Raw genomic sequence first — 24,160 nt, 5'->3', positions numbered from 1 at the left:
CCAGACGTCCCGTACAACGGCGTACGGAACTGAACGCGGCGCCTGCCCGTCCCCGACCGGACGATTCGGCAGGCGCCGTGGCGCGTCCCGGGGCAGGCGCACAGAGGGGTTCAGCCCGTCAGCGCCGACGTCTTGAGGACCACCAGCAGCATCAGCACGGCGAACAGCACCACGCACCCGGCGGCCTGGACCGCCGTACGGCGCTCCGCCGGGGCGTACGCGTAGACGACCGTCACGAACGCACCGGTCAGCAGCCCGCCCAGATGCCCCTGCCACGAGGTGAAGCCCGCCGAGATCACCATCCAGACCAGGAACCCGGCCAGGAACCTGTTCACCGCCTGCATGTCCCGGCCCAGCCGCCGGTTGATGACGTAGAAGGCCGCCGCGAGCCCGAAGATCGCACCCGAGGCGCCCACCGCGGTGTCCAGCGGCGCGATCAGGTACACCAGCACCGAACCGCCCAGCGCGGACAGCAGGTACAGCGCGAGGTAGCGGACCCGCCCCAGCCGCTCCTCGACGACCCGGCCCAGGTTCCACAGCGCGTACATGTTGAAGGCGATGTGCAGCACCCCGAACGGCACCGAGCCGAGGGCGGAATCGCCGGGCGGCAGATGCAGGAAGGCACTGGTCAGCAACCGGTACCACTCGCCGTCCACCACCCCGATCACATGGAGGCCGGGGAAGCCGCCGGGCTCGTAGACGTACTGGCTGCCGTCCGGACCGGCCAGCCCCGCACCCGTCATCCCGAACCGGTCGACGATCCCCGGGCGCACCAGCTCGCCCAGATACACCAGGATGTTCAGGCCCATCAGCACATAGGTGACGAGCGGCACCGTGCTCCGGGCCACCGCCCCGCCGAAGACCGTCCGCGCCTGCCGGACCGAACGCCGCCCCTCCTTCACGCACTCCACGCAGTGGTGGCCGACCGAGGCCACGCGCATGCAGTCCGGGCAGATGAAGCGTTCACAGCGGGTACAGCTCACATACGTCTCGTACGAGGGATGGCGATAGCACGTGGTGATGGCGGCCTCCATGGCCGGCTCCTTCATCGGTGAACGGGGCAAGAGCGGCCGGTGGGGGGCGGCGGCGATCAAGATAGCGAACCCCTGGGACAACCCAGTACAGGCCCTAAGCTCGACGTCCCCGACCCCGTTCGAGACTGGAGCATCCGTATGACCTCCGAGGCGTTCAGGATCCTGCGCGCGGCCGGCCGGGTGCAGGCGCCCTGGAAGAACGGCGGGGGAGTCACCCGCGAGATCGCCGCGTCCCCCGGCGCGGCGGCCGGCGCCTTCGACTGGCGGGTCAGCCTGGCGGACGTGACCGGGGACGGGCCGTTCTCCGTGTTCCCCGGCGTCGACCGCACCCTGACCGTGGTGGAGGGCGCCGGGATGGACCTCATGGTGGACGGGGAGCACCACATCGTCGACGAGCCGTACTGGCCGCACGACTTCCCGGGCGACGTGGAGACCGGTGGACGGCTGCTGGCGGGCCCGGTCGTCAATCTCAACGTGATGTACCGCAGGGACCGTACGCGGGCCGAGGTGGCGGTCGTACGCGGCACCCTGCGGCTGATGGCGCCCGAGGGCGGGACGGTGCTGGCCGTGGCGCTGGAGGACGGCGCCGTCATCGACGGTACGGACACCGGACTCGGCCGCTACGACGCGGTGCTGCTGCACGGCCGGGCGCCGTGCGTGCTGCGGACGCAGGGATACGCGGCGCTGATCACCCTGACGGGACAGGGGCCGGGCAGCCGGTAGGGGACGGCACGGGACGGTTTCCGGACGGGATCCGCCGGACGGGATCCGCCGGACGGGATCCGAACGGGTGGTCCGCGACAGCCGAGGAGGAAACCGGACAGGAGATGTCGGGATTACGGAGTTCGATGAACCCATGACATCGAACTCCTGGGCAGATTTCCGAACCGCGGAGCCGGACTTCGCCGACACCGTCCGACAGCGCTTCCAGCAGTACAGACACCACGTCCTGGCGACCCTCCGCAAGGACGGCTCGCCCCGGGTGACCGGCCTCGAAGTGGAATTCCGGCTGGGCGAGCCGTTCCTCGGCATGATGCCGGACTCCCGCAAGGCGCTGGACCTGCGCCGCGACCCCCGCTTCGCCGTGCAGGCCAACCCCGGCCCCGACGCCGAGATGGCCGACGGGGACGTCCGGATCTCCGGGCGGGCGGTGGAGGTGACCGACCCCGCCGTGCTGGCCCGCTTCGTCGACGAGGTGAAGCCGCCGGAGCCCTTCCACCTGTTCCGGATCGAGCTGACCGAGGTGGTGCGCACCGGCATCGAGGGCGGCGACACCCTGGTCATCCAGGTCTGGCGCCCCGGCCGCCCGCTGCGCTCCTTCCGCAGGGGCAACGACGACGGCTCCCCGGCCGAGACCTCCTGACGGCCCCGGCAGGGCGTGCTCGCGGCCCGTAGGGCGGCTGGGGAGGCGGCCGGGCGGAGAATGGGCGGGTGCCTACCAAGAAGAAGCCACAGGCGACGCCTTCCCCCGAGCGGCGCGGCGAACTGCTCGCCACCGCCGCCGAGGTGTTCGCCGCGCAGGGATACAACGCCACGACCGTCCGCCGGATCGCGGACGCGGCCGGAATGCTCGCGGGCAGCCTCTATTACCACTTCGATTCCAAGGAATCGATGGTCGACGAGATTCTCTCCACCTTCCTGAACGAGCTCTGGGAGGGGTACGACGCCGTGCTCGACGCCGGGCTCGGCCCCAGGGAGACCATCGAGGCTCTCGTCACCGAGTCCTTCCGCGAGATCGACCGGCACCGTGCCGCCGTCGCCATCTACCAGAAGGAGTCCCAGCACCTGGCGGCCCAGCCGAGGTTCCAGTACCTCCTCGACTCCCAGCAGAAGTTCGAGAAGGCCTGGCTCGGCACCCTGGAGCGCGGCGTCGCCGACCGGGTCTTCCGCGCCGACCTCGACATCCGCCTCACCTACCGGTTCGTCCGGGACACCGTCTGGGTCGCCGCCTCCTGGTACCGGCCGGGCGGGCAGCACAGCCCCGAGGAGATCGCCCGCCAGTACCTGTCGATGGTCCTGGAAGGGATCGCCCTGCGCGGCTGAGGCAACCCGTCCAGGACCGGTCTCCGACGATCTTCGAACGGCTCCGACCCGTACGCCCCAAGGGTTCACCCGGACAACAGCCGGCCGGCGGCGTGGCGTGTCCCACCGCCGGTCGGCAGATTGTGCTACGGTGATCCGGTTGCAGTTTTGGTACCCATGAACTTTATGTGCGCCTGACGGGAATGCTTCCTCAGGCGCTTTATTGTTTTCCGGCTTTCTCCGGGTGGGGCTCAATGCGGCGACTTGGAATTCGTAAAGTGCGGATTTCCGGCACTGCACCTGTTTTAGGAGAATGACATGGCTACTGGAACCGTGAAGTGGTTCAACTCGGAAAAGGGCTTCGGCTTCATCGAGCAGGACGGCGGCGGCGCTGACGTCTTCGCCCACTACTCCAACATCGCCACCCAGGGCTTCCGTGAGCTCCAGGAGGGCCAGAAGGTCTCCTTCGACGTCACGCAGGGCCAGAAGGGCCCGCAGGCGGAGAACATCGTCCCGGCCTAATTGCCGGACGCGTACCTCGCAGCCGGGGCCCGCACCGTGAAGGTGCGGGCCCCGGCTTGTGCTGTCCCTGGGAAGTACGGAAGTTCCGGGCGCCTTTGAGCGCCCCGCACCGGGTGCGACGAAGCACCCCGGGTGTTCCGGGCCCCCGCGCACCGCGTGCCGCAGTCCGCATTCCGCGCAGGCCCCGGCAAGTCCCAGCATTCCCACGTAGTTCCCAGGAATCCCCAGGAGGGCAATTCCGTATGATCCGCTCCGAACGTCAGGACCGTCCCGCCCGCAATCGCCCGTCGAGGGGGCGTGGCACGGCCCAGGCAAAGGCAACCGCACAGGGTTCCGGCAAGGGATCCGGCAAGGCGTCGCCGCGTCGCAAGGCAACGCCGCCGCAGGGTGAGTTCGCCCTGCCCGAAACCATGACCCCCGCACTGCCCGCCGTCGAGGCGTTCGCCGAGCTGGACATGCCCGCCGCCCTGCTGAAGACCCTTGCCGCGCAGGGCGTCACCGACCCGTTCCCGATCCAGGGCGCCACCCTGCCGAACTCGCTCGCCGGCCGGGACATCCTCGGCCGCGGCCGCACCGGCTCCGGCAAGACCCTCGCCTTCGGCCTCGCGCTGCTGGCCCGTACCGCCGGACGCCGCTCCGAGCCGAAGGCGCCCCTCGTCCTCGTCCTCGTCCCGACCCGCGAGCTCGCCCAGCAGGTCAGCGACGCACTGACGCCGTACGCGACGTCCGTCAACCTGCGGATGGCGACCGTCGTCGGCGGGATGTCGATCAGCAAGCAGTCCGGCACCCTGCGCCGCGGCGCCGAGGTGCTCGTCGCCACGCCGGGCCGGCTCAAGGACCTCATCGAGCGCGGCGACTGCCGCCTGGACCAGGTCGCCATCACCGTCCTCGACGAGGCCGACCAGATGGCCGACATGGGCTTCATGCCGCAGGTCGTCGCCCTGCTCAAGCAGGTCGAGCCGGACGGGCAGCGGATGCTCTTCTCCGCGACCCTGGACAAGAACATCGACCGGCTGGTCAAGATGTTCCTGACCGACCCCGTCGTGCACTCGGTCGACCCGTCCGCCGGCGCGGTCACCACCATGGAGCACCACGTGCTCCATGTGCTCGACGAGACCGACAAGAAGGCCGTCGCGACGAAGATCGCCGCCCGCGAGGGCCGGGTGATCATGTTCGTCGACACCAAGCGGGCCGCCGACCGCTTCGCCAAGCGGCTGCTCGCCAGCGGTGTACGGGCTGCCGCCCTGCACGGCGGCCGCTCCCAGCCGCAGCGCAACCGGACCCTGGACCAGTTCAAGAACGGCCAGGTCACCGCGCTCGTCGCGACGAACGTGGCGGCGCGCGGCATCCATGTCGACGACCTCGACCTGGTCGTCAACGTGGACCCGCCCACCGACCACAAGGACTACCTCCACCGCGGCGGGCGCACCGCGCGCGCCGGGGAGTCCGGCAGCGTCGTCACGCTGGTGCTGCCCGAGGAGAAGCGGGAGATGACCCGGCTGATGCAGGACGCGGGCATCGCGCCGCGCACCACCCGGATCAGGTCCAGCGACGAGGAGCTCACCCGGATCACCGGGGCGCGCGAGCCGTCGGGCGTCGCCATCGTCGTCGAGGTCCCGCAGCCGACCCAGCCGAAGCCGCGCACGCGGCCCGGCGGCACGGGGTCCGGTGCGGGCGCCGGCGGCGGTTTCCGCTCGGGCACGCGTGGCCGCGGCCGACGCGGCGGCGGTGCGGGGGGTGCCGGCGGCGCCGGTGCGCAGGGTGCGGGTCGCTCCGGCGGCTCCGGCGGCTCCGGCCGCGGTGGTGCGCCCGCGCGTGGTCGTCGCGCGGCGTAGCCGATACGTTTCAGCCCGTCCGGAGCTTCCGGGCGGTGCGCGCAAGCACATTCAGCCCGTCCGGCGATTGAGGACGGAGCGTCAGCCGGGTTCGCCCGAGCGCCGCTTCCGTCCTCAAGCGCCGGACGGGCTTGTTCATGTCCCGGGGTGCCCGAGCCGTGCCAGGACATCCGCGCCGAACGCCCGGCGCAGGGGATCACCCGCCGCGCACCACGCGGCCGCCGCCTGCCGGGTCTCCTCGCCGCCGCGCTCGCGCAGCGCCTCCGCCGACGCGTGCCAGTTGTCCAGGTCCGGGCTCCCGGACCGCAGCGCGCGGCGCGCCAGCTCCTCGAACGAGGCCAGGAGCCCCAGCTCGCTCTCCAGGAGCGTGGCGATCGCGCCGTGCCCCGTCTGCTGGTCCAGGCCCGCGAACGGCTCCCCGTTCCGCACCAGTTCGACGGTCAGCGTCTCCCCGCCGTCCACCACGGCACGGTGCACCGAGACCTGGTGCCCCTCCGACTCCCCGTAGGCGTCCAGCAGTCCGCCGCGCAGCTCCCGCTCCAGGTCCACGGCCAGCATGCGGCGCGTCTCGACGAGGGCCTCCTCCAGCGCCCCGTCCGGTGCTCCCGCACCGTGGCGCAGCAGCGCCCGTACCGTCTCCAGCGAGCCACGACGGGCGGCCAGGAGGAGAGGCGCCTCGCCCTCCGGCCCCGGCAGGCAGGGGTCGGCGCCGTGGGCGAGCAGCGTCCGCGCGGTCCGCGCGTGGCCGAGCCCCACCGCCCAGCGCAGCGCCGTGAACCCGAACTGCTCACGCAGATCCGGCCGGGCCCCGGCGGACAGCAGCGCCTCCACCACCTCGGTGTGACCGCCGCACGCCGCCCCGCAGATCGGCAGATCGCCCGACTCCGGCCCGCAGGCCCGGTCCGGATCGGCGCCCGCGGCGAGGAGCAGCCGCACCACACCCGGCCGGTCCGAGACCGCCGCCAGGTAGAGCGGGCTCGCGCCGTCCTCGTCGGACGACTCGGCGGACGCACCGGCGCGGAGCACCCGTACGACGGCGTCCTCGCCCTCGTACAGCGCGTCGAACAGGCTCAGCCCGTCCGCCACCGCCTCCGCCATCCGGTCTTCTGTCACATTTCGACTGTAATACCTTTCACTCCGCGGCCCGTTGCGGGCGGCGGCGCCTCACGTCGTGCAGTCCAGCACCGTGCGGCACAGCGCACACCGGGCCCGCACCCGGCCGCGGACCGGAACCCGGTTGCGCTGATGGCAGGTCGGGCACGGGAAGGCGACCCGGAGCCCGTCCGGGGCGGTCTCGAAGGTGTACGGAGGCTCGGGGCCCGGAGCCGCGCCCGCACCGGGATGGTCCTGGGCGTACCGCCGGTCCTTGGCGTACCGGCGCCGGCCCGCCCAGCCGGCCGCCGTCAACGGCGGCTGCAGGCCCTCGCGCAGGGCCTGCGCCCGGCCCTTCGTGTACGCCGTGTAGGCCTGCGGGCTGGTGAACCACGGCGAGGGGTCCTCGTCGAAGGCGAGCGCCCGCTTGGCCAGTACGTACCCGAACTCCTCGGGGGTGAGGTAGCCCAGCTTCTGGCTGGAGGTGGCGTCCTCCCGGAACGCGTCCAGCAGCAGCCAGCCCGCTCCCAGATAGGCGGCCGCGGTGTCGGTGAGGATCTCGTTGTCGCGGGTCCCGGGGAACTGGAGGTCGAGCCGGTGCAGCAGCACATGCATGACCTCGTGCGACAGCGCGGCCCCGATGTCCCTGCGGTGGGTGCGGAAGCGGTCGTTGAGCTCGATGAAGTACTCCGGCCCGGCCGCGAGTTCGACACTTCCCGCATGTTCCATCGCACGGAACGCGACGACCATCCGGGCGTCCGGCAGACGCAGGTGCTGCACCATCGCCCGCGCCACACGCTGCGCGCCGAGATGCAGATCGTCCGAGTCGGCGAAGGCCGCGTCGACGGGCAGGAGGCTCGGTGCGAACCGGTGGACACCGTCGTACGACAGCCGCCGGTACAGCGCGGTGATCGCCGACCGGACGGTGGCCAGGTGCGGGAAGCCGTGCACCACCGGGCTGCCGTGGGGGCTGTCGCTCACGCCCTCACCCCCGTCCGCGCCGCTCGGCTCCGCCCACTGTAGCCGGGGCGCCGCCGAGCGGCCCGGAAAGCCGGACGTCAGTCCAGGGCCTCCTCCGGGGTACCGGCACCGGCAGCGGTGCCCGTCCGCGCGGGCAGCCCCGGCCCCAGCTCCGCGAACGGCGCGCCCGCGTCCTCCACCTCCAGCACCCACACCTCGTTGACACCGTCCCGCAGCACCGGACCCGGTACGTACAGCGTCCGCTGCGGGCCCGCCGACCAGTACCGCCCGAGGCAGAACCCGTTCACCCAGACGAATCCGCGCGTCCAGCCCGGCAGTTCGAGCCCCGCGTGCCCGGTGCCGCCCGCGTCCGCGACCTCGAAGGAGCCCCTGTACAGGCCGCCGCGCCCGGACCCGTCGACCGGGGCGAACGGGACACCGGCCACCGCCGCCGCGTCCTCGAACGCGTCGAGCCGCAGCGCCCGCGCCCGTACGCCGTGCAGGAACTGGCGCTCGTGCAGCACGCCCCCGGTGATCCCCTTGGCCTCGCCCAGCCGCGGCCCGTAGTTGACCCGGCCCAGCGACTCCACCCACAGCTCGACCTCGGCGGGCCCGGCCACCGGCTCCGCCAGGGTGCCGTCCTCCTCGCTCAGGACGCCCCTGCGGACCCCGTCCACGTACACCACCGCCCGGTCCCGGAGGCCCGAAACGCCCAGGGCGTACGGCTGTCGGGGACCCGGTACGCCGACCCGGTAGCGCACCAGGCCGCGGTCGACGCCCAGCTCCTCGAACGTGGGCGGAACGCCGGACTCCGGCTGCTCCTCGTCGCCGAGTGCCTCCATGACGTCCTGGAGCGGTGCCCAGTCGGTCAGCGCGGCCCGCAGCGGTGCGGCGAGCGCGGCGGGCGCGTCCGGCAGCTCGGGCAGCGGCCCGTCCGCGTACTCGGCGAGGATCTTCCGGAACAGCCAGAACTTCTCCGTGGGCCGCCCGTACTCGTCGACCGGCGCGTCGTAATCGTACGACGTCACCGTCGGCTGGAGCTCCTGGTCCTGGAGCGGGCCCGCGCGGTTGGCGCCCGCCCAGCCGCCGAAGTTCGTCCCGCCGTGCGCCATGTAGATGTTGACCGACGCCCCGCACTCCAGGATCTCCCGCAGCGCGTCGGCGGCCTGTGCCGGATCGCGTACGACCGGCGGGGCGCCCCAGTGCTCGAACCAGCCGCACCAGAACTCCATGCACATCAGCGGGCCCGAGTCCTGGTGACGCCGCAGGACCCGGAACGCCTCGCGCGCCCCCGAGCCGAAGTTGGCCGTGGCGAGAAGACCGGGCACCGAGCCGCCCGTGAGCATGTGGTCCTCCGGCCCGTCGGAGGTGAACAGCGGGACGCTCACGCCGTACTCGCCGAGCATCGCGGCCACCTGCCGCAGGTAGGCCTGATCGGTGCCGTAACTGCCGTACTCGTTCTCCGCCTGCACCATGATCACCGGGCCGCCGCGGTCGATCTGCCGCTCCACGACCTGGGGCAGCAGTTCGGCGAACCAGCGTCGTACCGCGTCCAGATAAGCGGCGTCGCGGGTCCGCACCCGCCGCCCGAACCGCCCGGTCACCCAGACCGGCAGACCACCGTTCTCCCACTCCGCACAGATGTACGGCCCAGGGCGGACGATCGCCCACAGGCCGGCCCGCCGCACCGCGTCCAGGAAGCGGCCGAGCGCCGCCACGTCCCGGAACCGGCCCGGCCGCGGCTCGTGGAGATTCCACGGCACGTACGTCTCGACACAGTTCAGGCCCATCGCCCGCAGCATCGACAGCCGGTGATCCCACTGCGCCTCGTGCACCCGGAAGTAGTGCAGGGCGCCCGACAGCAGCCGTACGGGCCGCCCGTCGAGTCTGAAGTGGTCGTCGTCGCCCACCGTGAAGTCAGCCATCGTGCTCGTTCTCTCCTGTGCGGGCGGTCCCGGCCGCCGCGCCCCGCGAACCGGTACCGGCGGAATGCGGCACCGTGCGACGGAGCGGGCGAACTCGGGAGGAATGTCGCGACCCAGCCTCACCCCTGGCGTGCGGCCGGTCCATGGACAAAGATCATTGCTGTTTGGACGCAGCACATCGCTGTCGGCGCACGACGCGAGAACCGGGGAGCGAAAGCCGATGTACCACACCTGGATGCGCTTCTTCACCCCGAGCCCGCTCCACCACCGCCTCGGCCTGGTCTGCCTCGGGGTGGGGCTCCAGCACGGCGCGCTGCCCACCGTCGGCCCCCGCACCCTGGACCACCACGTGGCCGTGGTCATCAACTCGGGCAGCGGATGGTTCGCCGGGCCCGACGGGCGGCGGGTGCCGGTCACCGGGCCCAGCCTGATCTGGCTGACCCCGGGCACCCCGCACCACTACGGCGCCGATCCGGCCACCGGCTGGGACGAGAGCTTCGTCGACTTCACCGGCCCCGCCACCACCACGTACACCGAACTCGGCTACATCGAGCCGGACCGCCCCCTCGTCCCGCTCTCCGACACGGCGGCACCTCGGGCCGCCATCGGCCGGATGGTACGGGCGGCGCGGCGCGGGAACCCGCTGCTGGAGGTGGAGACCGGTGCGGCCGTCCACGAACTGCTCGTCGCACTGCGCCGGGCCCGCGCCGATGTCAGCCCCGACGGCGATCCGGTGCTCCAGGCCATGACGCGGGACGCGTTCCAGCCGCTCTCCGTCGCCGAGCACGCCGCCCGGCACGGCATGACCCCCGCCGAACTGCGCACGGCCGTCCGGCGCGGTGCGGGCTGCAGCCCGAAGGACTACCTCCTCGGTATCCGGCTCGGCCGCGCCAAGGAGCTCCTCGCCACCAGCGATCTGCCGGTCGCGGCAGTCGCCCGCCGCGTCGGGTACGACGATCCGGCGTACTTCTCCCGGCTGTTCGCCCGCCGGGTCGGCATCGCCCCGGTCCGCTTCCGCGAACAGCAGGGACGCAGCGTGCCGGGCGGCTGGAGCGACCGGGTGCCGGACCCGGACCACCCGCCGACGATCGCCCCGTAGTCCGCCGCGCCGGAGAGGACCTAAGCTCGATGACCATGACCACGAGCGACATCGACGAGTCCGTAGGCGCCGAGCTGAACCGGCTGCGCGAGAGCATCGACAACATCGACGCGGCAGTTGTCCACATGCTCGCCGAGCGCTTCAAGTGCACTCAGCAGGTGGGCCATCTCAAGGCCGCCCACCAGCTTCCCCCGGCCGATCCGGCGCGCGAGGGCCGCCAGATCGCCCGGCTGCGCCAGCTGGCGGAGAGCGCCCACCTGGACCCGGCGTTCGCCGAGAAGCTGCTGAACTTCATCGTGGCGGAGGTCATCCGCCACCACGAGCGCATCGCGGACGAATCGGCGAACGGGACGGCCGGCGCACAGGCCTGACCGAGGTCGTGTCCGAGAAGTCCCGTTGCCCGCCCGTAGCCGCCCGCCCGTAGCCGCCCGCCCGTAGCCGCCCGCCGGCTGCCGACCGCCCGTCAGGGCGAGATCTCCTCCAGCGGGCGGTTCGCCGTCTCCTCGGCCAGGGTTCCCGCCACCACCGCGCCCACCACGGCCACCGCACCCAGCATCACGAACACCGCCGCGACGCTGTCTCCCGCCGCGTAGACCACGCCGACCAGGATCGGGCCGAGGATCACGCCCAGGCGGTTGACCGCACCGCCGACACTGCACCCCAGGGCGCGCATCCGGGTCGGGTACAGCTCGGGCGTGTACAGGTACAGGCAGATGTTGGAGCCGAAGAAGCCGACCGCCGACAGCGAGGTCCAGATCAGGACCTGGGCGGGGGAGCGGGCGCCGAGTGCGGCGAGGGTCAGCAGGAGCGCGGCCGAGGCGCCGAGGCAGATGGCGAAGATCCGGCGGCGGCCCAGGACGTCCACGGTCAGCGCGACCAGCAGACAGCCGAGCAGACCGGCGACCGAGGTCACCGTGGAGTAGAGCAGGGCGTCGGAGAGGCTGAGGCCGTACTCGTCCTTGTAGATGCTGGGCAGCCAGGACGTCACGCCGTAGTTGACGAAGTAGCCGGTGAACCAGATCGCGCCGACGACCAGGGTGCGGCGCCGGTAGCGGCCGGTGAACAGGCCCCGGATGCCGATTGCGGCGCGTTCCGCCGGGGTGGCGGCCGTTGCCGCGGACGCCGGTTCCGCCTCCGGCGAGGCGCGGAGCGGCGGGGGCAGCGGTTCGCCCGTCGCCGCCGACACCTTCGCCTCGATTTCGGACATCACCGCGTCGGCCTCCGTGAGCCGGCCCCGGTCCGCCAGCCAGCGCGGTGACTCCGGGACCTTGCGCTGGACGAGGAAGGCCAGCAGGCCCGGCACGGCGGCGATCGCGAACATCACGCGCCAGCCCGCCGCCGGGACCACCCAGGCCGCGACCAGGGCGCCGATGGTGAGGCCGGCCGGGAAGACGAGCTCGTACAGCAGGACGAAGCGGCCCCGCTTGAAGCTCCGGGTGATCTCGCTGATGAACGCCGCGGCCACCGGCACCTCGCCGCCGATCGCGAGCCCCTGCACGAAGCGGAGCGCGAGGAAGGGGGTGAGTGAGGTGCAGGCGGTCAGCGCCAGACTCACCAGGCCCGAGACCGCCACGCAGTACGCGATCACCTTCACCCGGCCGTAGCGGTCGGCCAGCCGCCCCGACAGCAGGGCGCCGGCGAGCATGCCGACCGAGCCGACGGTGAGGACCGCCGTGGCGTCGCCCGTGGTCAGGTGCCATTCGTCGCGGAGTTCCGGCAGCGCGTAGGCGATCAGCAGCTGGTCGAAGGCCTCGAAGAAGGTGACGACACCCACGATGAGCCGGACGGTGACATGCCAGCGGGAGAGGGGCAGCCGTTCGAAGCGGGCTGCGATGGCGGCGCGAGTGGTGCCGGCGGGTGGTGGGCCCGGTGCGGCGTCCTTCGAGGTGTCGGTGCTCATCCAGGGTTCCTCCTGCTCCGCGTGGAGCCGGAGCGGTTGGGGAGCCAGGCGTACGGGGTGCAGAGGGGACGAGAGTGAGCCGAGCGTACGGGAGGGACACGGCCGTCGAGGGCTCGTGAGCGTGTGGCGACGCCCACTGTCTCCATGAGATCTCTGCAAGTGCCTAGCTTCTTAGTGCTTAAGTTTTATCCGCCCAGGGGTGGGCGCCGTCAAGACCTCCGAGGCGGGAGAGTTTTTTTCCGAGGAGGCTTGCGGACAATTACTTAAGGGCTTAGATTTTTAGTCCTGAGGTAACCGGATTCGACAGCAGGAGGCCAACTGATGCTTGCCGACGAGGTGTTGGTCGCGGGGCAGTGGCGCCAGGGCCGCGGAACCCTCATCGAGACGGTCGACCCGGCCACCGGCCAGGTCATCGCCACCGTGCACGCCGCCTCCCTGGACGACATCGAGGAGGCCGCCGCGGCCGCCTCCCGGGCGGCCCGTGACCCCGCCTGGCGCGAGCTGCCCGCCCACCTCCGCGCCCGGCTGCTGCACCGCGTCGCCGACCTCGTCGAGGAGAGCGCCGACCGGCTCTCGGCCCTGCAGACCGCCGACACCGGCAAATGCCGCACCGAGACCCGCGCCCTCGTCCTCAGCGCCGCCGGCACCTTCCGCTACACCGCCGCCGCCCTGGAGACCGCCGAGGACGCCCTCACCCCCTCCCGCGGCCCGTACGTCACGATGAGCGTCCACGAACCCATCGGCGTCGTCGGCGCGATCACCCCCTGGAACTCGCCGATCGCCAGCGACGCCCAGAAACTCGCCCCCGCACTCGCCGCGGGCAACGCCGTCCTCCTCAAGCCCGCCGAGTGGACCCCGCTCGTCGCCCTCGCCCTCGGCCGCCTCGTCCACCGGGCACTCACCGAGGCCGCACTGCCCACCGCACTGCTCTCCGTGCTGCCCGGCCGCGGCAGCGTCATCGGCGACGCGATCGTCCGCCACCCCGCCGTCGGGAAGGTCACCTTCACCGGCGGTACGAGCACCGGCCGCACCCTCGCCCACGCCGCCGCCGACAAGCTGATGCCCCTGTCGCTGGAGCTCGGCGGCAAGTCACCGACCATCGTGCTGGCCGACGCCGACCTGGAACAGGCCCTGGCCGGCGTCATGTACGGCGTCTTCTCCTCCAGCGGCCAGAGCTGCATCGCCGGCTCCCGGCTCTTCGTCGCCCGCTCCCGCTACGAGGAGTTCACCGCCGAACTCGTCGCCCGTACGCGGAAGCTGCGCGTCGGACCCGGCACCGACCCCGCCACCCAGGTCGCACCCCTCGTCCACCACCGCCACCGCGACAGCGTGGCCGCCCACGTCGACCTGGCCCGCGCGGAGGGCGCCACCGTCCGGTGCGGGGGAGCGGCCCCCGAGGGCGACCAGTACCGCGACGGCGCCTACTACCTGCCCACCGTCCTGGACGGGCTGCCCAACACCGCCCGCGTCTGCCAGGAGGAGATCTTCGGCCCCGTCCTGATCGCCCTGCCCTTCGACGACGAGGACGACCTCGTCGCCCAGGCCAACGACAGCGTGTACGGACTGGCCTGCGGAATCTGGACCCGCGACCACGCCAGGGCCTGGCGCCTGGCCCGCCGTATCGACGCGGGCACCGTCTGGATCAACACGTACAAGCAGTTCAGCATCTCCACCCCGTTCGGCGGACTCAAGGACAGCGGCATCGGCACCGAGAAGGGCCGCGACCTCATCCGCGGCTACCAGCGGCAGAAGTCCCTCTACTGGGCCACCGACACCACCCCACTGCCCTGGGCCGCCCACTGACGCCGCACGCGCCCCACGAACCCGAGCGGGAGAACACCATGCCCCACGAGAACCCCCAGCCCCACCACCGGCCCGTCGCCCGGCTGCGCGCCCTGCGCTCCGTCGAGCTGCGCACCCCCGCCTTCACCGAGTCCGCCGACTTCTACTCCGAGGTCTGGGGCCTGGAACCCGTCGAACGCGAGACGGACGCCACCTGGCTGCGCGGCACCGGGGAGGAACACCACGTCCTGGCCCTCACCCGCGGCGAACGCAACGGCCTCGGCCGCATCGCCTTCGCCGTCGCCACCCCCGCCGAGATCGACGAGGCCGCCCGCCGGCTCCTCGCCCGCGGGATCGTCCCCGTCGCCGGACCCGGCCCCCTCGACCAGGTCGGCGGCGGCTACGGGCTCCGCTTCACCGACCCCGAGGGCCGGCTGATCGAACTCAGCGCCCAGACCCACGCCGTCACCCCGCGCGGCCGGGACGCCGCCGTCCCCGTCGGCGTCACCCACACCGTCCTCAACACCACCGACATCGACGCCGCCGTCGCCTTCTACACCTCGGTCCTCGGCCTGCGCGTCTCCGACTGGTCCGAGCACCAGATGGCGTTCCTGCGCTGCAACGCCGACCACCACTGCATCGCCTTCAACCAGGCCGAGTGGACCTCCCTCAACCACGTGGCCTACGAGATGACCTCCATCGACCACTTCATGCGCGGCCTCGGCCGCCTCCGCCACCACGGCATCACCCCTCAGTGGGGGCCCGGCCGGCACGGCCCCGGCGACAACACCTTCTCGTACTTCACCGATCCCGCCGGACTCGTCTGCGAATACACCTCCGAGGTCGCCCAGATCGTCGAGGACGCCTGGATCGCCAAGGTCTGGCGCCGCACTCCCGACCTCTCCGACCTGTGGGGAACCGCCGGCCCGCCGTCCGCCGCGATCCGCTGCCACATGGCGGGAACCCCGGACCCCGGCCCCCTCGCCGCCCCCGCCGGCAGGGACGCCCCCGCCGCCGCACCAGAAGAGGTGACCGCATGACCGCCACCCTCACCCCTCGGCCGGACGCCCCCAACCGCCCCGCCCGCCCCGTGCGCCGCATCGGCCTCGTCGGCTGGGGAGCCATCGGACGCGTCGTCGGCACCGCACTCGCCGAAGGACACATCCCCGGCGCCGAACTCACCTGCATCATCGACAACCGGCCCCTCGTCGACGCCCCCGCACCCCAGCTGTCCTTCGAGGACGCCCTCGCCGTCTGCGACCTGATCGTCGAAGCCGCGGGCCAGGCAGTCGTACGGGAATGGGCCGAGCGGGTCCTGAACAGCGGCGCCGACCTGCTGATCGCCTCCACCGGCGCACTCGTCGACCCCGAACTCGTCGGCCGGCTGCGCGGCGCCGGACCCGGACGCGTCTACTTCACCGGCGGAGCCGTCGGCGGACTCGACCTCCTCCAGGCCGTCCGCGGCCTCGGCCCCCTCACCTCCGTCACCCTCACCACCACCAAACTGCCCGGCACCCTCCACCAGCCGTGGATGGACGCCGAGCTGACCGAGCGGCTGCGCACCACCACCGAACCCGTCGAGGTGATGCGCGGCACCGCCCGCGACGTCCCGGTCAAGTTCCCCAGGTCGACGAACGTCGCCGCCTCTGTCGCGCTCGCCACCGGTGACCCCGGCCTCGTCGAGGTCGTCGTCGTCGCGGACCCGGCCGCCACCCTCACCCGGCACGTCATCGAAGCGGCCGGCCCGCACGGCACGTACCGCTTCGAGGTGGCCCACCGGCCCGACGCCGCCAACCCCGCCACCAGCCAGGTCGTCCCGCACGCCGTGCTCCGCAGCCTCGGCGCCGTCGTCGGCCGGGCGGGACAGATCCTGTGACCGCCGCCGCCGCCGCTGCTCTCGCCGCCGTCGCCGTCGGAGGCGTCGGAGGCGTTCACACCCGGGAGGCCGGCGACCCCGACGCCCCGCTGCTGCTCTGCCTGCACGGCATCGGCTCCTCCTCCGCCGCCTTCGCCCCCCAGCTCGACGAACTCGCCGACCAGGTACGCGTGGTGGCCTGGGACGCACCCGGCTACGCGGACTCCGCCGACCCGGACCACGCCCCCGGCCTCGACGGCTACGCGGACACCGCCGCCGCCCTCATCCGCGAACGCGGCGGCCCCGCCCACGTCCTCGGCGTCTCCTGGGGCGGCGTCATCGCACTGCGCCTCGCCACCCGCCACCCCGACCTCGTCGCCTCACTGATCATCGCCGACTCCAGCCGCGGCTCCGGAACCCACCCCGACAAGGCGAAGGCCATGCGCGGACGGGCCGGACAACTCGCCGCCGAGGGCCCCGACGCCTTCGCCGCCGCCCGCGGACCCCGACTGGTCTCCGCCGGCGCACCCCCCGCGCTCGTCGCACGCGTCGTCGCCACCATGGCCGCCGCCGTCCGCGGCCCCGGCTACGGATACGCCGCCGCGTCCATGGCGGAGGCCGACCTCAGCGACGAACTGCCCGCCATCACCGCACCCGCCCTCGTCCTGTGCGGCGATCAGGACACCGTCACCGGCACCGACGAGTCGCAGGCCATCGCCGGAGCACTCACCACATCCGTGTACGTCACCCTCTCCGGCGCCGGACACCTCGCCAACCAGGAACGGCCCGAGGCCTTCAACGCCTGGGTCCGCGCCCACCTCCACGTCGTCGCCCGCGTTCCCGCGTAACGACGCGCCCCACCCCGACCCGCACCCCACCGAGGAGCATCCCGTGCCCATCGACAACACCCCGTACGAGACCGACGGCGACCTCGCGAAGTTCACCGACTCGCTCATCGCCACCAAGGACTCCCGCGAACCCGACTGGAACGCCCTGTCCTTCCAGGAGAAGGCCGGCGCCCAGTACCGCCGCGCCCAGATCCGCTACGTCGGCTCCGGCGCCACCGGCAACCACGAGAACGACAACCGCATCCTGCCCTCCGGCGGATTCACCCTCTCCAACATGCTGCTGCCGCCGGGCGCCGAGGGCCCCGAGCACACCCACCACGACGTCGAGGAGGCCTTCTTCGTCCTGGAGGGCCGGGTCAGGGTCGGCGTCCACCGCGGCGCCGACGAGGCCGAGTACCGCACCCTCGGCTACCGCGACATGATCGTCGTGCCCGCCGGAGTGGCCCGCTCACTCAAGAACGAGGGCGACACCGACGCCCTCTTCTGCGTGATCATCGGCACCCGGAAGCCGCAGGTCCCGACCTACCCCGAGCACTCCCCGATGCACGGCGTCACCCGCGACTGATGGCCACCGACGACACCCCCCGTACCGGCCGTACGGTCGTCGTCACCGGCGCCGGCCGCGGCCTGGGACTGGCCGCGGCCCGCCGGATCGGCAGCGACGGACACCGCGTCGTCATCGCCGAACTCGACGCGACCACCGGCAGACGGGCCGCCGAGGAACTGCGCGCCGACGGCATCACCGCGGACTTCCACCCGCTCGACGTCGCCGACCCGCACTCCGCCGACGCCCTGGCCGCCACCCTCGCCGGCGACGGCAGCCGGCTGTACGGGCTGGTCAACAACGCGGGACTCGCCAACGCGGTCGGCGGAAAACCCTTCCACGAGATCGACGTCGAGGCGTGGGACCGCATCATGGCGGTCAACGCCCGCGGCCCCTGGCTGGTCGCCCGCGCCCTCCTCCCGCTCATGCGGGAACACGGCGGCGGACGCATCGTCAACCTCGCCTCGGACGCCGCCCTGTACGGCTCTCCCCGCCTCGCCCACTACATCGCCTCCAAGGGCGCCGTGATCTCCCTGACCCGGGCCATGGCGCGCGAGACCGGCGACTTCGGCATCACCGTCAACGCCGTCGCCCCCGGCCTCACCGAGGGGGAGTCCGCGGTGGACATCCCCGCCGAACGCCACGAGCTCTACCGGCTCAACCGGGCGATCTCCCGCCCGCAGCAGCCGGCCGACCTGGTCGGCCTGATCGCCTTCCTCATAGGCGAGGAATCCGGCTACATCACCGGCCAGACCTTCGCGGTCAACGGCGGCTTCACGATGAACTGACCAGACCAGACCAGACCAGACCAGACCAGACCAGACCAAACCAGACCACGCCCGCCCGACGACCAACCCACGCCCGCCCGACGAGCAATTCAAGCCCGTCCGACGACCAACTCAAGCCCGCCCGGCGAGCAACCCAAGCCCGTCCGGCGATTGAGGACAAAGCGACCACCGGCCCGCAGCAATCAATCCCACCGGCCCGCAGCAACCATCCCGCCGGGCCGCCGAAATCAAGCCCGTCCGGCGATTGAGGACAAAACGGTGCGCCGGACCGCCCCGGCTCACCCCACCCGCACCCCCCACCCGCAAGGAGCCCACCCCATGGACCTCCGCCTGAAAGGCCACCGCATCCTCGTCACCGGCGGCAGCTCCGGCGTCGGCCTAGCCACAGTCCGCATGCTGCTCGCCGAGGGCGCCCGCGTCGCCACCTGCGGCCGCCGCGCCGACGCCCTCACCACCGCCCTCGACGGCCTCGCCGGACCGGACACCCTCTACCACGCACCCTGCGACGTGACCGACGAAGCCGCGGTACGCGCCTTCACCGAGGCCGCCGCGACCCGCCTCGGCGGCCTCGACGGACTCGTCAACAACGCCGGCGCCTCCCGGATGAAACCCTTCGCCGAGACCACCGCCGACGACTGGCGCGACGAACTGGAACTGAAGTTCTTCGGCGTCCTCAACCCCCTGAACGCCGCCCTGCCCCACCTGCGCGCATCCGGAAAGACCTCCGGCGACGCCTCCGTCGTCAACATCAACGCCGTCCTCGCCAAACAGCCCGAGACCGCGCTGATGACGACCAGCGCCGCCCGCGCCGGCATCCTCAACCTCTCCACCTCGCTGTCCAGGGAACTCGCCCCCGACGGCATCCGCGTCAACTCCGTCTGCCTCGGCCTCGTCGACACCGGCCAGTGGGAACGCCGCCACGCGGCCTCCGGCAGCCCCCTCGACTACCCCGCCTGGCAGGCCGCCCTCGCCGCCGACCGAGGCATCGCGCTCGGCCGCCTCGGCAACGCCGACGAAGTCGCGTACGCCGTCACCGCCCTGCTCTCGCCCAGGGCCTCCTACATCACCGGCACCACCGTCGACGTCTGCGGCGGCGTCAACCGCGCCATCGCCTGACGCCCACCCCGGCCCACCCACTCCAGGAGCACAACGACATGACCCAGCCCAACGGCGGCGACCTGCTCGTCGAGACGCTGCGCGGACTCGGCGTCGACACGGTGTTCGGCATCGTCAGCGTGCACAACCTGCCGCTCGTCGAAGCCGTCGACCGCGATCTGCGCTTCGTCCCCGTCCGCCACGAGGCCGCCGCGGTCAACGCCGCCGACGGCTACGCCCGCGCCACCGGCAAGCCCGGCTGCGCCCTCACCAGCACCGGAACCGGCGCGGGCAACGCCGCGGGCTCCCTCATCGAGTCCCTCAGCTCCGGCACCCCCGTCCTGCACATCACCGGCCAGATCGACAGCGAGTACCTCGGCTCCGGGCGCGGCTTCATCCACGAGACCAAGGACCAGCTCGGCATGCTCCGCGCGGTCTCCGCCCACGCCGTCACCGTCACCGACGCCGAGTCCGCGGGCGACGTCCTCCGCGACGCGGCGGCCCGCGCACTGACCCCGCCGCACGGACCGGTCAGCGTCGAATGGCCCATCGACCTGCAATTCGCCCCGCAACACCTCACCGGCACCCCGGTCCGCGAGGCCCCCGCCCCCGCCCTGCCCGGCCCCGCGCTCCTCGACGAGGCCGCCGCCCTGCTGTCCGCCGCCCGCCGGCCCCTCGTCTGGGCCGGCGGCGGAGCCAACAGCGCCCGCCCCGAACTCGCCGCCCTCCTGGACGCGTTGAACGCCGGACTCATCACCTCCAACTCCGGCCGCGGCGCCGTCCCCGAGTCCGACGACCGGGTCCTCGGCAACTACGCCACCGCGCCCGCGGGCCGTGCCCTGCTCGCCGAAGCCGACGTACTGCTCTCCATCGGCACCCACTTCCGCTCCAACGAGACGGCCGACTACAGCCTCGAACTCCCGCCCGTCCACCTCCAGCTGGACCTGGACCCGGCCGCCCCCGGCCGCGTGTACCCCGCCACTGTCGCCCTGCACGGCGACGCCGCCGCCGTACTCGCCGCCCTCCTGGGACGTGTCACCAGCGGCGGTACGGAGCCGAGCTGGCCCGACCGCGTACGCAGGGCCCGCACCGACGCCCGCACCGCACAGCGCCACGCCATCGGACCCCAGGCCGCGATCAACGACGCCGTCCGCGACGCCTGCCCGCCCGGCTCCGTCATCGCCCGCGACGTCACGATCCCCTCCTCCACCTGGGGAAACCGGCTCCTGGAGATCACCGACCCGGCCACCAACGTCTTCCCGCGCGGCGGCGGCATCGGCCAGGGCCTCGCCATGGGCATCGGCGCCGCGCTCGGCCGCCCCCACACCCCGACTGTCGTCATCGCCGGCGACGGCGGCCTCGCCGTCCACCTCGGCGAACTCCTCACCCTCGCCCAGGAGAAGCCCGACCTCACCCTCCTCGTCTTCAACGACGGCGGCTACGGCGTCCTGCGCAACATGCAGGACAACCACTTCCCGCGCCGCTCCGGAGTCGACCTCACCACCCCCGACTTCGAGCAGCTCGCCGCAGCCGTCGGCCTCCCGTACGCGCGCATCGCCGCCGAGGCCGACGCCGGACCCGTCATCAAGGAGGCCACCGCCTCCCCGGGACCCACCCTCGTCGAGATCGACCTCAACGCGCTCGGCCCGATGAACACCCCGTTCACCCCGCCGGTCAAGCTCCCCGCAGCCGCCACCGATACCTCTGGAGAAGGAGGCAACCCGTCATGACGTCCGCCGAGGAACCCCGGCTCGACCTGCTCGTCCACCGCATGACCTGGGAGGCCGACGGCATCCTGAGCATCGAACTCACCCACCCGGACGGCTCCCCGCTCCCCGCCTGGCGGCCCGGCGCCCACATCGACGTACACACCGGCGGACACGTCCGCCAGTACTCACTGTGCTCCGACCCCGCCGACCCCGGCCACTGGCGCATCGGCGTCCTCAGGGAACCCGCCTCCCGCGGCGGCTCCGCCCACCTCCACACCCATCTCCGCCCCGGCCAGACCCTCCACGTCCAGGGCCCCCGCAACCACTTCGAGCTCGACACCACCGCCGACGCCACCGGCTACCTCTTCATCGCGGGCGGCATCGGCATCACCCCGATCCTCGCCATGGTCCGCGAGGCCGCCCGCACCGGCACCCCGTGGCGGCTCGTCCACGGCGGCCGCACCCGCACCTCCATGGCCTTCGGCGCCGAACTCTCCGCGCTCGCCGAACTCCCCGGCGGATCAGTCGAATTCGTCCCCCAGGACGAACACGGCCACCCCGACCTCGACACCCTCACCGCAGACCTCGCCCCCGGCACCCAGGTCTACTGCTGCGGGCCCGAACCCCTCCTCGCCGCAGTCGAGGAACGCTGCCCCGACGCCCGTACGGAACGCTTCGCCGCCCCCACCGCCCCGCCGCGCGACGGCGAGGACACCGGCTTCGACATCGTCTGCTCCCGCACCGGACGCACCGTCGAGGTGGGCCCCGACACCTCCGTACTCGACGCACTGGAGAGCGCCGGCATCACCGTCGCCTCCTCCTGCCGCGACGGCATCTGCGGCACCTGCGAGACCAAAGTCCTCGAAGGCACCCCCGACCACCGCGACTTCCTGCTCACCGACAGCGAACGCGAATCCGGCGCGTCGATGATGCTCTGCGTCTCCCGCGCCCGCACCCCCCGCCTCGTACTCGACCTCTGAAACGCCCCCGAAAGGAGCCGACATGACCACCCCGACCACCCCGCAGTACCTCAACCCCAACCAGTCACGCACCGCCGAGCCCACCCCGTACGAGAAGAAGCTCGCCGCCGAGATCGAGGAGGTCTTCGGCAGCGGCGCCCACGACCTGCCCGGCCTCGTCGCCGGACTCAACGCCCGCGACCTGCCCGCACCCGACGGCAGCCCGTGGACCGAGGAAACCTTCCGCACCGAGATGCGACGCCTGGGAGCGTGAGACAACCATGACCACCGACACCGCCACCCCCGTACAGCCCGGCACCCCCACCCGCCCCTCCGAGGTCGCCCGCCCCGGCAACCGCACCGCCGACCAGCTCTTCGCCACCGGCATCCGCAACCAGTGGTACGCCGTCTGCCCCTCCGGCTTCGTCCCCGCAGGCGGCATGAAACGCCTCACCCTCCTCGGTGAGGAATGGCTCCTCTTCCGCCGCGCCGACGGCACCCTCCACATGCTGGAGGACCGCTGCCCGCACCGCGGCGCCCGCCTCTCCCTCGGCAAACACCTCGGCGACCGCATCGCCTGCTGGTACCACGGCGTCCAGGTCGACGGCACCGGCACCGTCGCCGCCGTACCCGGCCTGCCCGGCTGCAACCTCGAAGGCAAACAGCTCGTCGCCGCACCCCACGTCATCGAGACCGGCGGCGGGATCCTCGCCTACTTCGGCGACGACGAACACCCCGAACCGGTCCCGCTCACCCTCCCCGAACAGCTCACCGACCCCGGCACGACCGCGTTCCTCTGCTACGCCGAGTGGAACGTCAACTGGCGCTACGCCGTGGAGAACCTGCTCGACCCCATGCACGGGTCGTTCCTGCACCGCGACTCGCACAGCATGGCCGAGGGACAGACCACCGCACGCTTCCGCATCCGCGAGACCGAACGCGGCTTCTTCTTCGAGAAGACCGACCAGAGCGGCGTCAACTTCGACTGGGTCGAGCTCTGCCGCACCGGCGTCGACTGGGTCGACCTCACCATCCCGTACCCGCCGACCGCCGGCCCCGGCGGCCCGTTCGGCATCGTCGGCATGGCCACCCCCATCGACGAGAACCGCTGCGCCGTCTTCTTCTGGCGCTACCGCAAGGTCACCGACTGGCAGCGCGACACCTGGCGCTTCCTGTACCGCACACTCCTGGAGGACCGCCACTGGGAGGTCCTCGAACAGGACCGCGTCATGCTGGAGGACCTCCGTACGGACGCCGACCAGGCGGAGAACCTCTACCAGCACGACCTGGGCGTGGTCCGCGTCCGCCGCATGTACCGCACCGAGGCGGAGACCCAGGCCACGAAGCCCTGAACAACATCCTCAATCGCCGGCACCCCAAGCCGCACACCGGCACCCCAAGCCGGACACCGGCACCCCCAAGCCGGACACCGGCACCTCAAGCCCGTCCGGCGATTGAGGACAGACTTCGCTCCGGGGCAACGGCACCCAAAATCAAGCCCGTCCGGCGATTGAGGACACACCCCGCGCCGAGGTACCGGCGCCCCGCGGAGCGCCCCCCACCCCACCCCAAGGAACCGCTACTCGCCCGACTCCGCCGCCAACACAGACCGCTCCAGCTTCTCCAGCAACCGCGCCAACTGCCGGCACTCCGCAGGAGACAACCCCGCCAGCATCCGCCGCTCGTTGTCCAGATGCTCCGAGAACAGCTCGTCGATCACCGACAACCCCTCGTCCGTCAGCCGCGAGTGCACCACCCGGCGGTCCTGCGGATCCCGCTCCCGCCGGATCAGCCCGTCCTTCTCCAGCCGGTCGATCCGCAACGTCACCCCCGCCGAACTGATCAGCCCCGAATCGGCCAGCTCACCCGCCGTACGGCGGAACGGCGCCCCCGCCCTGCGCAGCGCCGTCAGCACATCGAACCCGGCCATCGACAGCCCCTTGCGCTCCACCGGCCGCGAGATCGCCGCGCTGTACCGCAAGAACGCCCGGTGCAGCCTGCCGAACACCTCCAGCGGAGCCGTGTCCAGCTCCGGCCGCTCCCGCCGCCAGTCCTCCACGATCGAGGCCACCGCGTCCTGCCCCTTCGCGGACGTCGCGGACGTCGCGGACGTCGCGGACGTCTCGGAAGCCTCGTTCTTCGCCATCCCGGGCACTCCTCCGTACAGGTACACAACGGGTAAGAATCTTAG

At 72.3% G+C, this 24,160-nt stretch carries 24 protein-coding genes; 18 read left to right on the top strand and 6 right to left on the bottom strand.

Features of this window, described 5'->3' with window-relative positions:
* Positions 1-110 precede the first annotated feature (110 nt).
* Positions 111-1,034, bottom strand: coding sequence for a rhomboid family intramembrane serine protease (locus ACZ6S6_RS01260; protein WP_469702903.1), 924 nt, complete (start codon positions 1,032-1,034; stop codon positions 111-113).
* A 138-nt stretch (positions 1,035-1,172) separates the two neighbouring features.
* Here ACZ6S6_RS01260 and ACZ6S6_RS01255 point away from each other — a divergent pair, with 138 nt between their 5' ends.
* From ACZ6S6_RS01255 to ACZ6S6_RS01235, 5 genes are all read left to right on the top strand, one after another.
* Entirely contained in the window at positions 1,173-1,757 is a 585-nt protein-coding gene (locus ACZ6S6_RS01255) for a HutD/Ves family protein (RefSeq protein ID WP_469702901.1), read from the top strand.
* 133 nt (positions 1,758-1,890) lie between these two features.
* Positions 1,891-2,397: a pyridoxamine 5'-phosphate oxidase family protein gene (locus ACZ6S6_RS01250; RefSeq protein WP_362953710.1), complete on the top strand. Its 507-nt coding sequence runs from the start codon at positions 1,891-1,893 to the stop codon at positions 2,395-2,397.
* A 68-nt stretch (positions 2,398-2,465) separates the two neighbouring features.
* Positions 2,466-3,077 (top strand): TetR/AcrR family transcriptional regulator, encoded by a 612-nt coding sequence (locus tag ACZ6S6_RS01245; RefSeq protein WP_362953711.1) that lies wholly within the window; start codon positions 2,466-2,468, stop codon positions 3,075-3,077.
* 297 nt (positions 3,078-3,374) lie between these two features.
* Positions 3,375-3,578, top strand: coding sequence for a cold-shock protein (locus ACZ6S6_RS01240; protein WP_015607926.1), 204 nt, complete (start codon positions 3,375-3,377; stop codon positions 3,576-3,578).
* Positions 3,579-3,820: 242 nt separating this feature from the next.
* A complete protein-coding gene (locus tag ACZ6S6_RS01235; RefSeq protein ID WP_362953713.1) occupies positions 3,821-5,413 on the top strand; it encodes a DEAD/DEAH box helicase in 1,593 nt (530 codons plus the stop codon).
* Between the two features lie 135 nt (positions 5,414-5,548).
* Here ACZ6S6_RS01235 and ACZ6S6_RS01230 read toward each other — a convergent pair whose 3' ends face one another.
* From ACZ6S6_RS01230 to ACZ6S6_RS01220, 3 genes are all read right to left on the bottom strand, one after another.
* The gene (locus ACZ6S6_RS01230) at positions 5,549-6,526 is read right to left on the bottom strand and encodes an ankyrin repeat domain-containing protein (protein WP_362953715.1); all 978 of its coding nucleotides are present in this window, start codon (positions 6,524-6,526) and stop codon (positions 5,549-5,551) included.
* Positions 6,527-6,577: 51 nt separating this feature from the next.
* Positions 6,578-7,486: a hypothetical protein gene (locus ACZ6S6_RS01225; RefSeq protein ID WP_469702895.1), complete on the bottom strand. Its 909-nt coding sequence runs from the start codon at positions 7,484-7,486 to the stop codon at positions 6,578-6,580.
* Between the two features lie 77 nt (positions 7,487-7,563).
* Positions 7,564-9,390, bottom strand: a complete 1,827-nt coding sequence (locus ACZ6S6_RS01220; protein WP_469702893.1) for a glycoside hydrolase family 35 protein — start codon at positions 9,388-9,390, stop codon at positions 7,564-7,566.
* 220 nt (positions 9,391-9,610) lie between these two features.
* Between ACZ6S6_RS01220 and ACZ6S6_RS01215 the strand changes: the two genes are divergently transcribed.
* Together ACZ6S6_RS01215 and ACZ6S6_RS01210 are read left to right on the top strand one after the other, a co-directional pair.
* On the top strand, positions 9,611-10,489 hold the full coding sequence (locus ACZ6S6_RS01215; RefSeq protein ID WP_362953721.1) for a helix-turn-helix domain-containing protein: 879 nt from the start codon (positions 9,611-9,613) through the stop codon (positions 10,487-10,489).
* Positions 10,490-10,524: 35 nt separating this feature from the next.
* Entirely contained in the window at positions 10,525-10,860 is a 336-nt protein-coding gene (locus tag ACZ6S6_RS01210; protein ID WP_362953722.1) for a chorismate mutase, read from the top strand.
* A gap of 92 nt (positions 10,861-10,952) precedes the next feature.
* On the opposite strand, the gene ACZ6S6_RS01205 is transcribed toward ACZ6S6_RS01210, so the two are convergent.
* Positions 10,953-12,389 (bottom strand): MFS transporter, encoded by a 1,437-nt coding sequence (locus tag ACZ6S6_RS01205; protein ID WP_469702889.1) that lies wholly within the window; start codon positions 12,387-12,389, stop codon positions 10,953-10,955.
* Between the two features lie 321 nt (positions 12,390-12,710).
* Here ACZ6S6_RS01205 and ACZ6S6_RS01200 point away from each other — a divergent pair, with 321 nt between their 5' ends.
* The 11 genes from ACZ6S6_RS01200 to ACZ6S6_RS01150 all read left to right on the top strand — a co-directional run bounded on the left by ACZ6S6_RS01200 (position 12,711) and on the right by ACZ6S6_RS01150 (position 23,321).
* Positions 12,711-14,192 (top strand): aldehyde dehydrogenase, encoded by a 1,482-nt coding sequence (locus tag ACZ6S6_RS01200; RefSeq protein ID WP_469702885.1) that lies wholly within the window; start codon positions 12,711-12,713, stop codon positions 14,190-14,192.
* Positions 14,193-14,230: 38 nt separating this feature from the next.
* The gene (locus ACZ6S6_RS01195) at positions 14,231-15,211 is read left to right on the top strand and encodes a VOC family protein (protein WP_362953727.1); all 981 of its coding nucleotides are present in this window, start codon (positions 14,231-14,233) and stop codon (positions 15,209-15,211) included.
* The gene (locus ACZ6S6_RS01190; protein ID WP_362953729.1) at positions 15,208-16,047 is read left to right on the top strand and encodes an aspartate dehydrogenase domain-containing protein; all 840 of its coding nucleotides are present in this window, start codon (positions 15,208-15,210) and stop codon (positions 16,045-16,047) included. Before ACZ6S6_RS01195 ends, ACZ6S6_RS01190 begins: the two co-directional genes overlap by 4 nt.
* Complete coding sequence (locus tag ACZ6S6_RS01185) at positions 16,044-16,874, top strand: alpha/beta fold hydrolase (RefSeq protein ID WP_469702881.1); 831 nt, start codon at positions 16,044-16,046, stop codon at positions 16,872-16,874. The genes ACZ6S6_RS01190 and ACZ6S6_RS01185 overlap by 4 nt, the downstream gene beginning before the upstream one ends.
* Positions 16,875-16,917: 43 nt before the next feature.
* Positions 16,918-17,439, top strand: coding sequence for a cupin domain-containing protein (locus ACZ6S6_RS01180; protein WP_469702878.1), 522 nt, complete (start codon positions 16,918-16,920; stop codon positions 17,437-17,439).
* Positions 17,439-18,206, top strand: coding sequence for an SDR family NAD(P)-dependent oxidoreductase (locus ACZ6S6_RS01175; protein WP_469702875.1), 768 nt, complete (start codon positions 17,439-17,441; stop codon positions 18,204-18,206). Before ACZ6S6_RS01180 ends, ACZ6S6_RS01175 begins: the two co-directional genes overlap by 1 nt.
* Positions 18,207-18,524: 318 nt before the next feature.
* Positions 18,525-19,322: an SDR family oxidoreductase gene (locus tag ACZ6S6_RS01170; protein WP_469702871.1), complete on the top strand. Its 798-nt coding sequence runs from the start codon at positions 18,525-18,527 to the stop codon at positions 19,320-19,322.
* 38 nt (positions 19,323-19,360) lie between these two features.
* Positions 19,361-21,031: a thiamine pyrophosphate-binding protein gene (locus tag ACZ6S6_RS01165; RefSeq protein ID WP_469702867.1), complete on the top strand. Its 1,671-nt coding sequence runs from the start codon at positions 19,361-19,363 to the stop codon at positions 21,029-21,031.
* Positions 21,028-21,990 carry a PDR/VanB family oxidoreductase gene (locus ACZ6S6_RS01160; protein ID WP_362953735.1) on the top strand — a complete coding sequence of 321 codons (963 nt, stop codon included), beginning with the start codon at positions 21,028-21,030 and terminating at the stop codon, positions 21,988-21,990. The genes ACZ6S6_RS01165 and ACZ6S6_RS01160 overlap by 4 nt, the downstream gene beginning before the upstream one ends.
* A gap of 22 nt (positions 21,991-22,012) precedes the next feature.
* The gene (locus tag ACZ6S6_RS01155; protein ID WP_362953737.1) at positions 22,013-22,243 is read left to right on the top strand and encodes a recombinase-like helix-turn-helix domain-containing protein; all 231 of its coding nucleotides are present in this window, start codon (positions 22,013-22,015) and stop codon (positions 22,241-22,243) included.
* Positions 22,244-22,250: 7 nt separating this feature from the next.
* The gene (locus ACZ6S6_RS01150; protein ID WP_362953738.1) at positions 22,251-23,321 is read left to right on the top strand and encodes an aromatic ring-hydroxylating dioxygenase subunit alpha; all 1,071 of its coding nucleotides are present in this window, start codon (positions 22,251-22,253) and stop codon (positions 23,319-23,321) included.
* Positions 23,322-23,548: 227 nt separating this feature from the next.
* Here ACZ6S6_RS01150 and ACZ6S6_RS01145 read toward each other — a convergent pair whose 3' ends face one another.
* Complete coding sequence (locus tag ACZ6S6_RS01145; RefSeq protein WP_469702863.1) at positions 23,549-24,115, bottom strand: MarR family winged helix-turn-helix transcriptional regulator; 567 nt, start codon at positions 24,113-24,115, stop codon at positions 23,549-23,551.
* Positions 24,116-24,160: the final 45 nt, after the last annotated feature.

The organism is Streptomyces sp. NPDC048671, assembly GCF_055587045.1.
Note: the sequence above shows the minus strand (reverse complement) of the source record. Positions and strands in the feature narration are given on the sequence as shown.

Excerpts from the sequence above, each read along its gene's own strand:
- ACZ6S6_RS01260 (WP_469702903.1), bottom strand. The coding sequence starts at position 1,034 with ATGGAGGCCGCCATCACCACGTGCTATCGCCATCCCTCGTACGAGACG.
- ACZ6S6_RS01255 (WP_469702901.1), top strand. The coding sequence starts at position 1,173 with ATGACCTCCGAGGCGTTCAGGATCCTGCGCGCGGCCGGCCGGGTGCAG.
- ACZ6S6_RS01250 (WP_362953710.1), top strand. The coding sequence starts at position 1,891 with ATGACATCGAACTCCTGGGCAGATTTCCGAACCGCGGAGCCGGACTTC.
- ACZ6S6_RS01240 (WP_015607926.1), top strand. The coding sequence starts at position 3,375 with ATGGCTACTGGAACCGTGAAGTGGTTCAACTCGGAAAAGGGCTTCGGC.
- ACZ6S6_RS01235 (WP_362953713.1), top strand. The coding sequence starts at position 3,821 with ATGATCCGCTCCGAACGTCAGGACCGTCCCGCCCGCAATCGCCCGTCG.
- ACZ6S6_RS01220 (WP_469702893.1), bottom strand. The coding sequence starts at position 9,390 with ATGGCTGACTTCACGGTGGGCGACGACGACCACTTCAGACTCGACGGG.
- ACZ6S6_RS01215 (WP_362953721.1), top strand. The coding sequence starts at position 9,611 with ATGTACCACACCTGGATGCGCTTCTTCACCCCGAGCCCGCTCCACCAC.
- ACZ6S6_RS01210 (WP_362953722.1), top strand. The coding sequence starts at position 10,525 with ATGACCACGAGCGACATCGACGAGTCCGTAGGCGCCGAGCTGAACCGG.
- ACZ6S6_RS01205 (WP_469702889.1), bottom strand. The coding sequence starts at position 12,389 with ATGAGCACCGACACCTCGAAGGACGCCGCACCGGGCCCACCACCCGCC.
- ACZ6S6_RS01200 (WP_469702885.1), top strand. The coding sequence starts at position 12,711 with ATGCTTGCCGACGAGGTGTTGGTCGCGGGGCAGTGGCGCCAGGGCCGC.
- ACZ6S6_RS01195 (WP_362953727.1), top strand. The coding sequence starts at position 14,231 with ATGCCCCACGAGAACCCCCAGCCCCACCACCGGCCCGTCGCCCGGCTG.
- ACZ6S6_RS01190 (WP_362953729.1), top strand. The coding sequence starts at position 15,208 with ATGACCGCCACCCTCACCCCTCGGCCGGACGCCCCCAACCGCCCCGCC.
- ACZ6S6_RS01175 (WP_469702875.1), top strand. The coding sequence starts at position 17,439 with ATGGCCACCGACGACACCCCCCGTACCGGCCGTACGGTCGTCGTCACC.
- ACZ6S6_RS01170 (WP_469702871.1), top strand. The coding sequence starts at position 18,525 with ATGGACCTCCGCCTGAAAGGCCACCGCATCCTCGTCACCGGCGGCAGC.
- ACZ6S6_RS01165 (WP_469702867.1), top strand. The coding sequence starts at position 19,361 with ATGACCCAGCCCAACGGCGGCGACCTGCTCGTCGAGACGCTGCGCGGA.
- ACZ6S6_RS01160 (WP_362953735.1), top strand. The coding sequence starts at position 21,028 with ATGACGTCCGCCGAGGAACCCCGGCTCGACCTGCTCGTCCACCGCATG.
- ACZ6S6_RS01155 (WP_362953737.1), top strand. The coding sequence starts at position 22,013 with ATGACCACCCCGACCACCCCGCAGTACCTCAACCCCAACCAGTCACGC.
- ACZ6S6_RS01150 (WP_362953738.1), top strand. The coding sequence starts at position 22,251 with ATGACCACCGACACCGCCACCCCCGTACAGCCCGGCACCCCCACCCGC.
- ACZ6S6_RS01145 (WP_469702863.1), bottom strand. The coding sequence starts at position 24,115 with ATGGCGAAGAACGAGGCTTCCGAGACGTCCGCGACGTCCGCGACGTCC.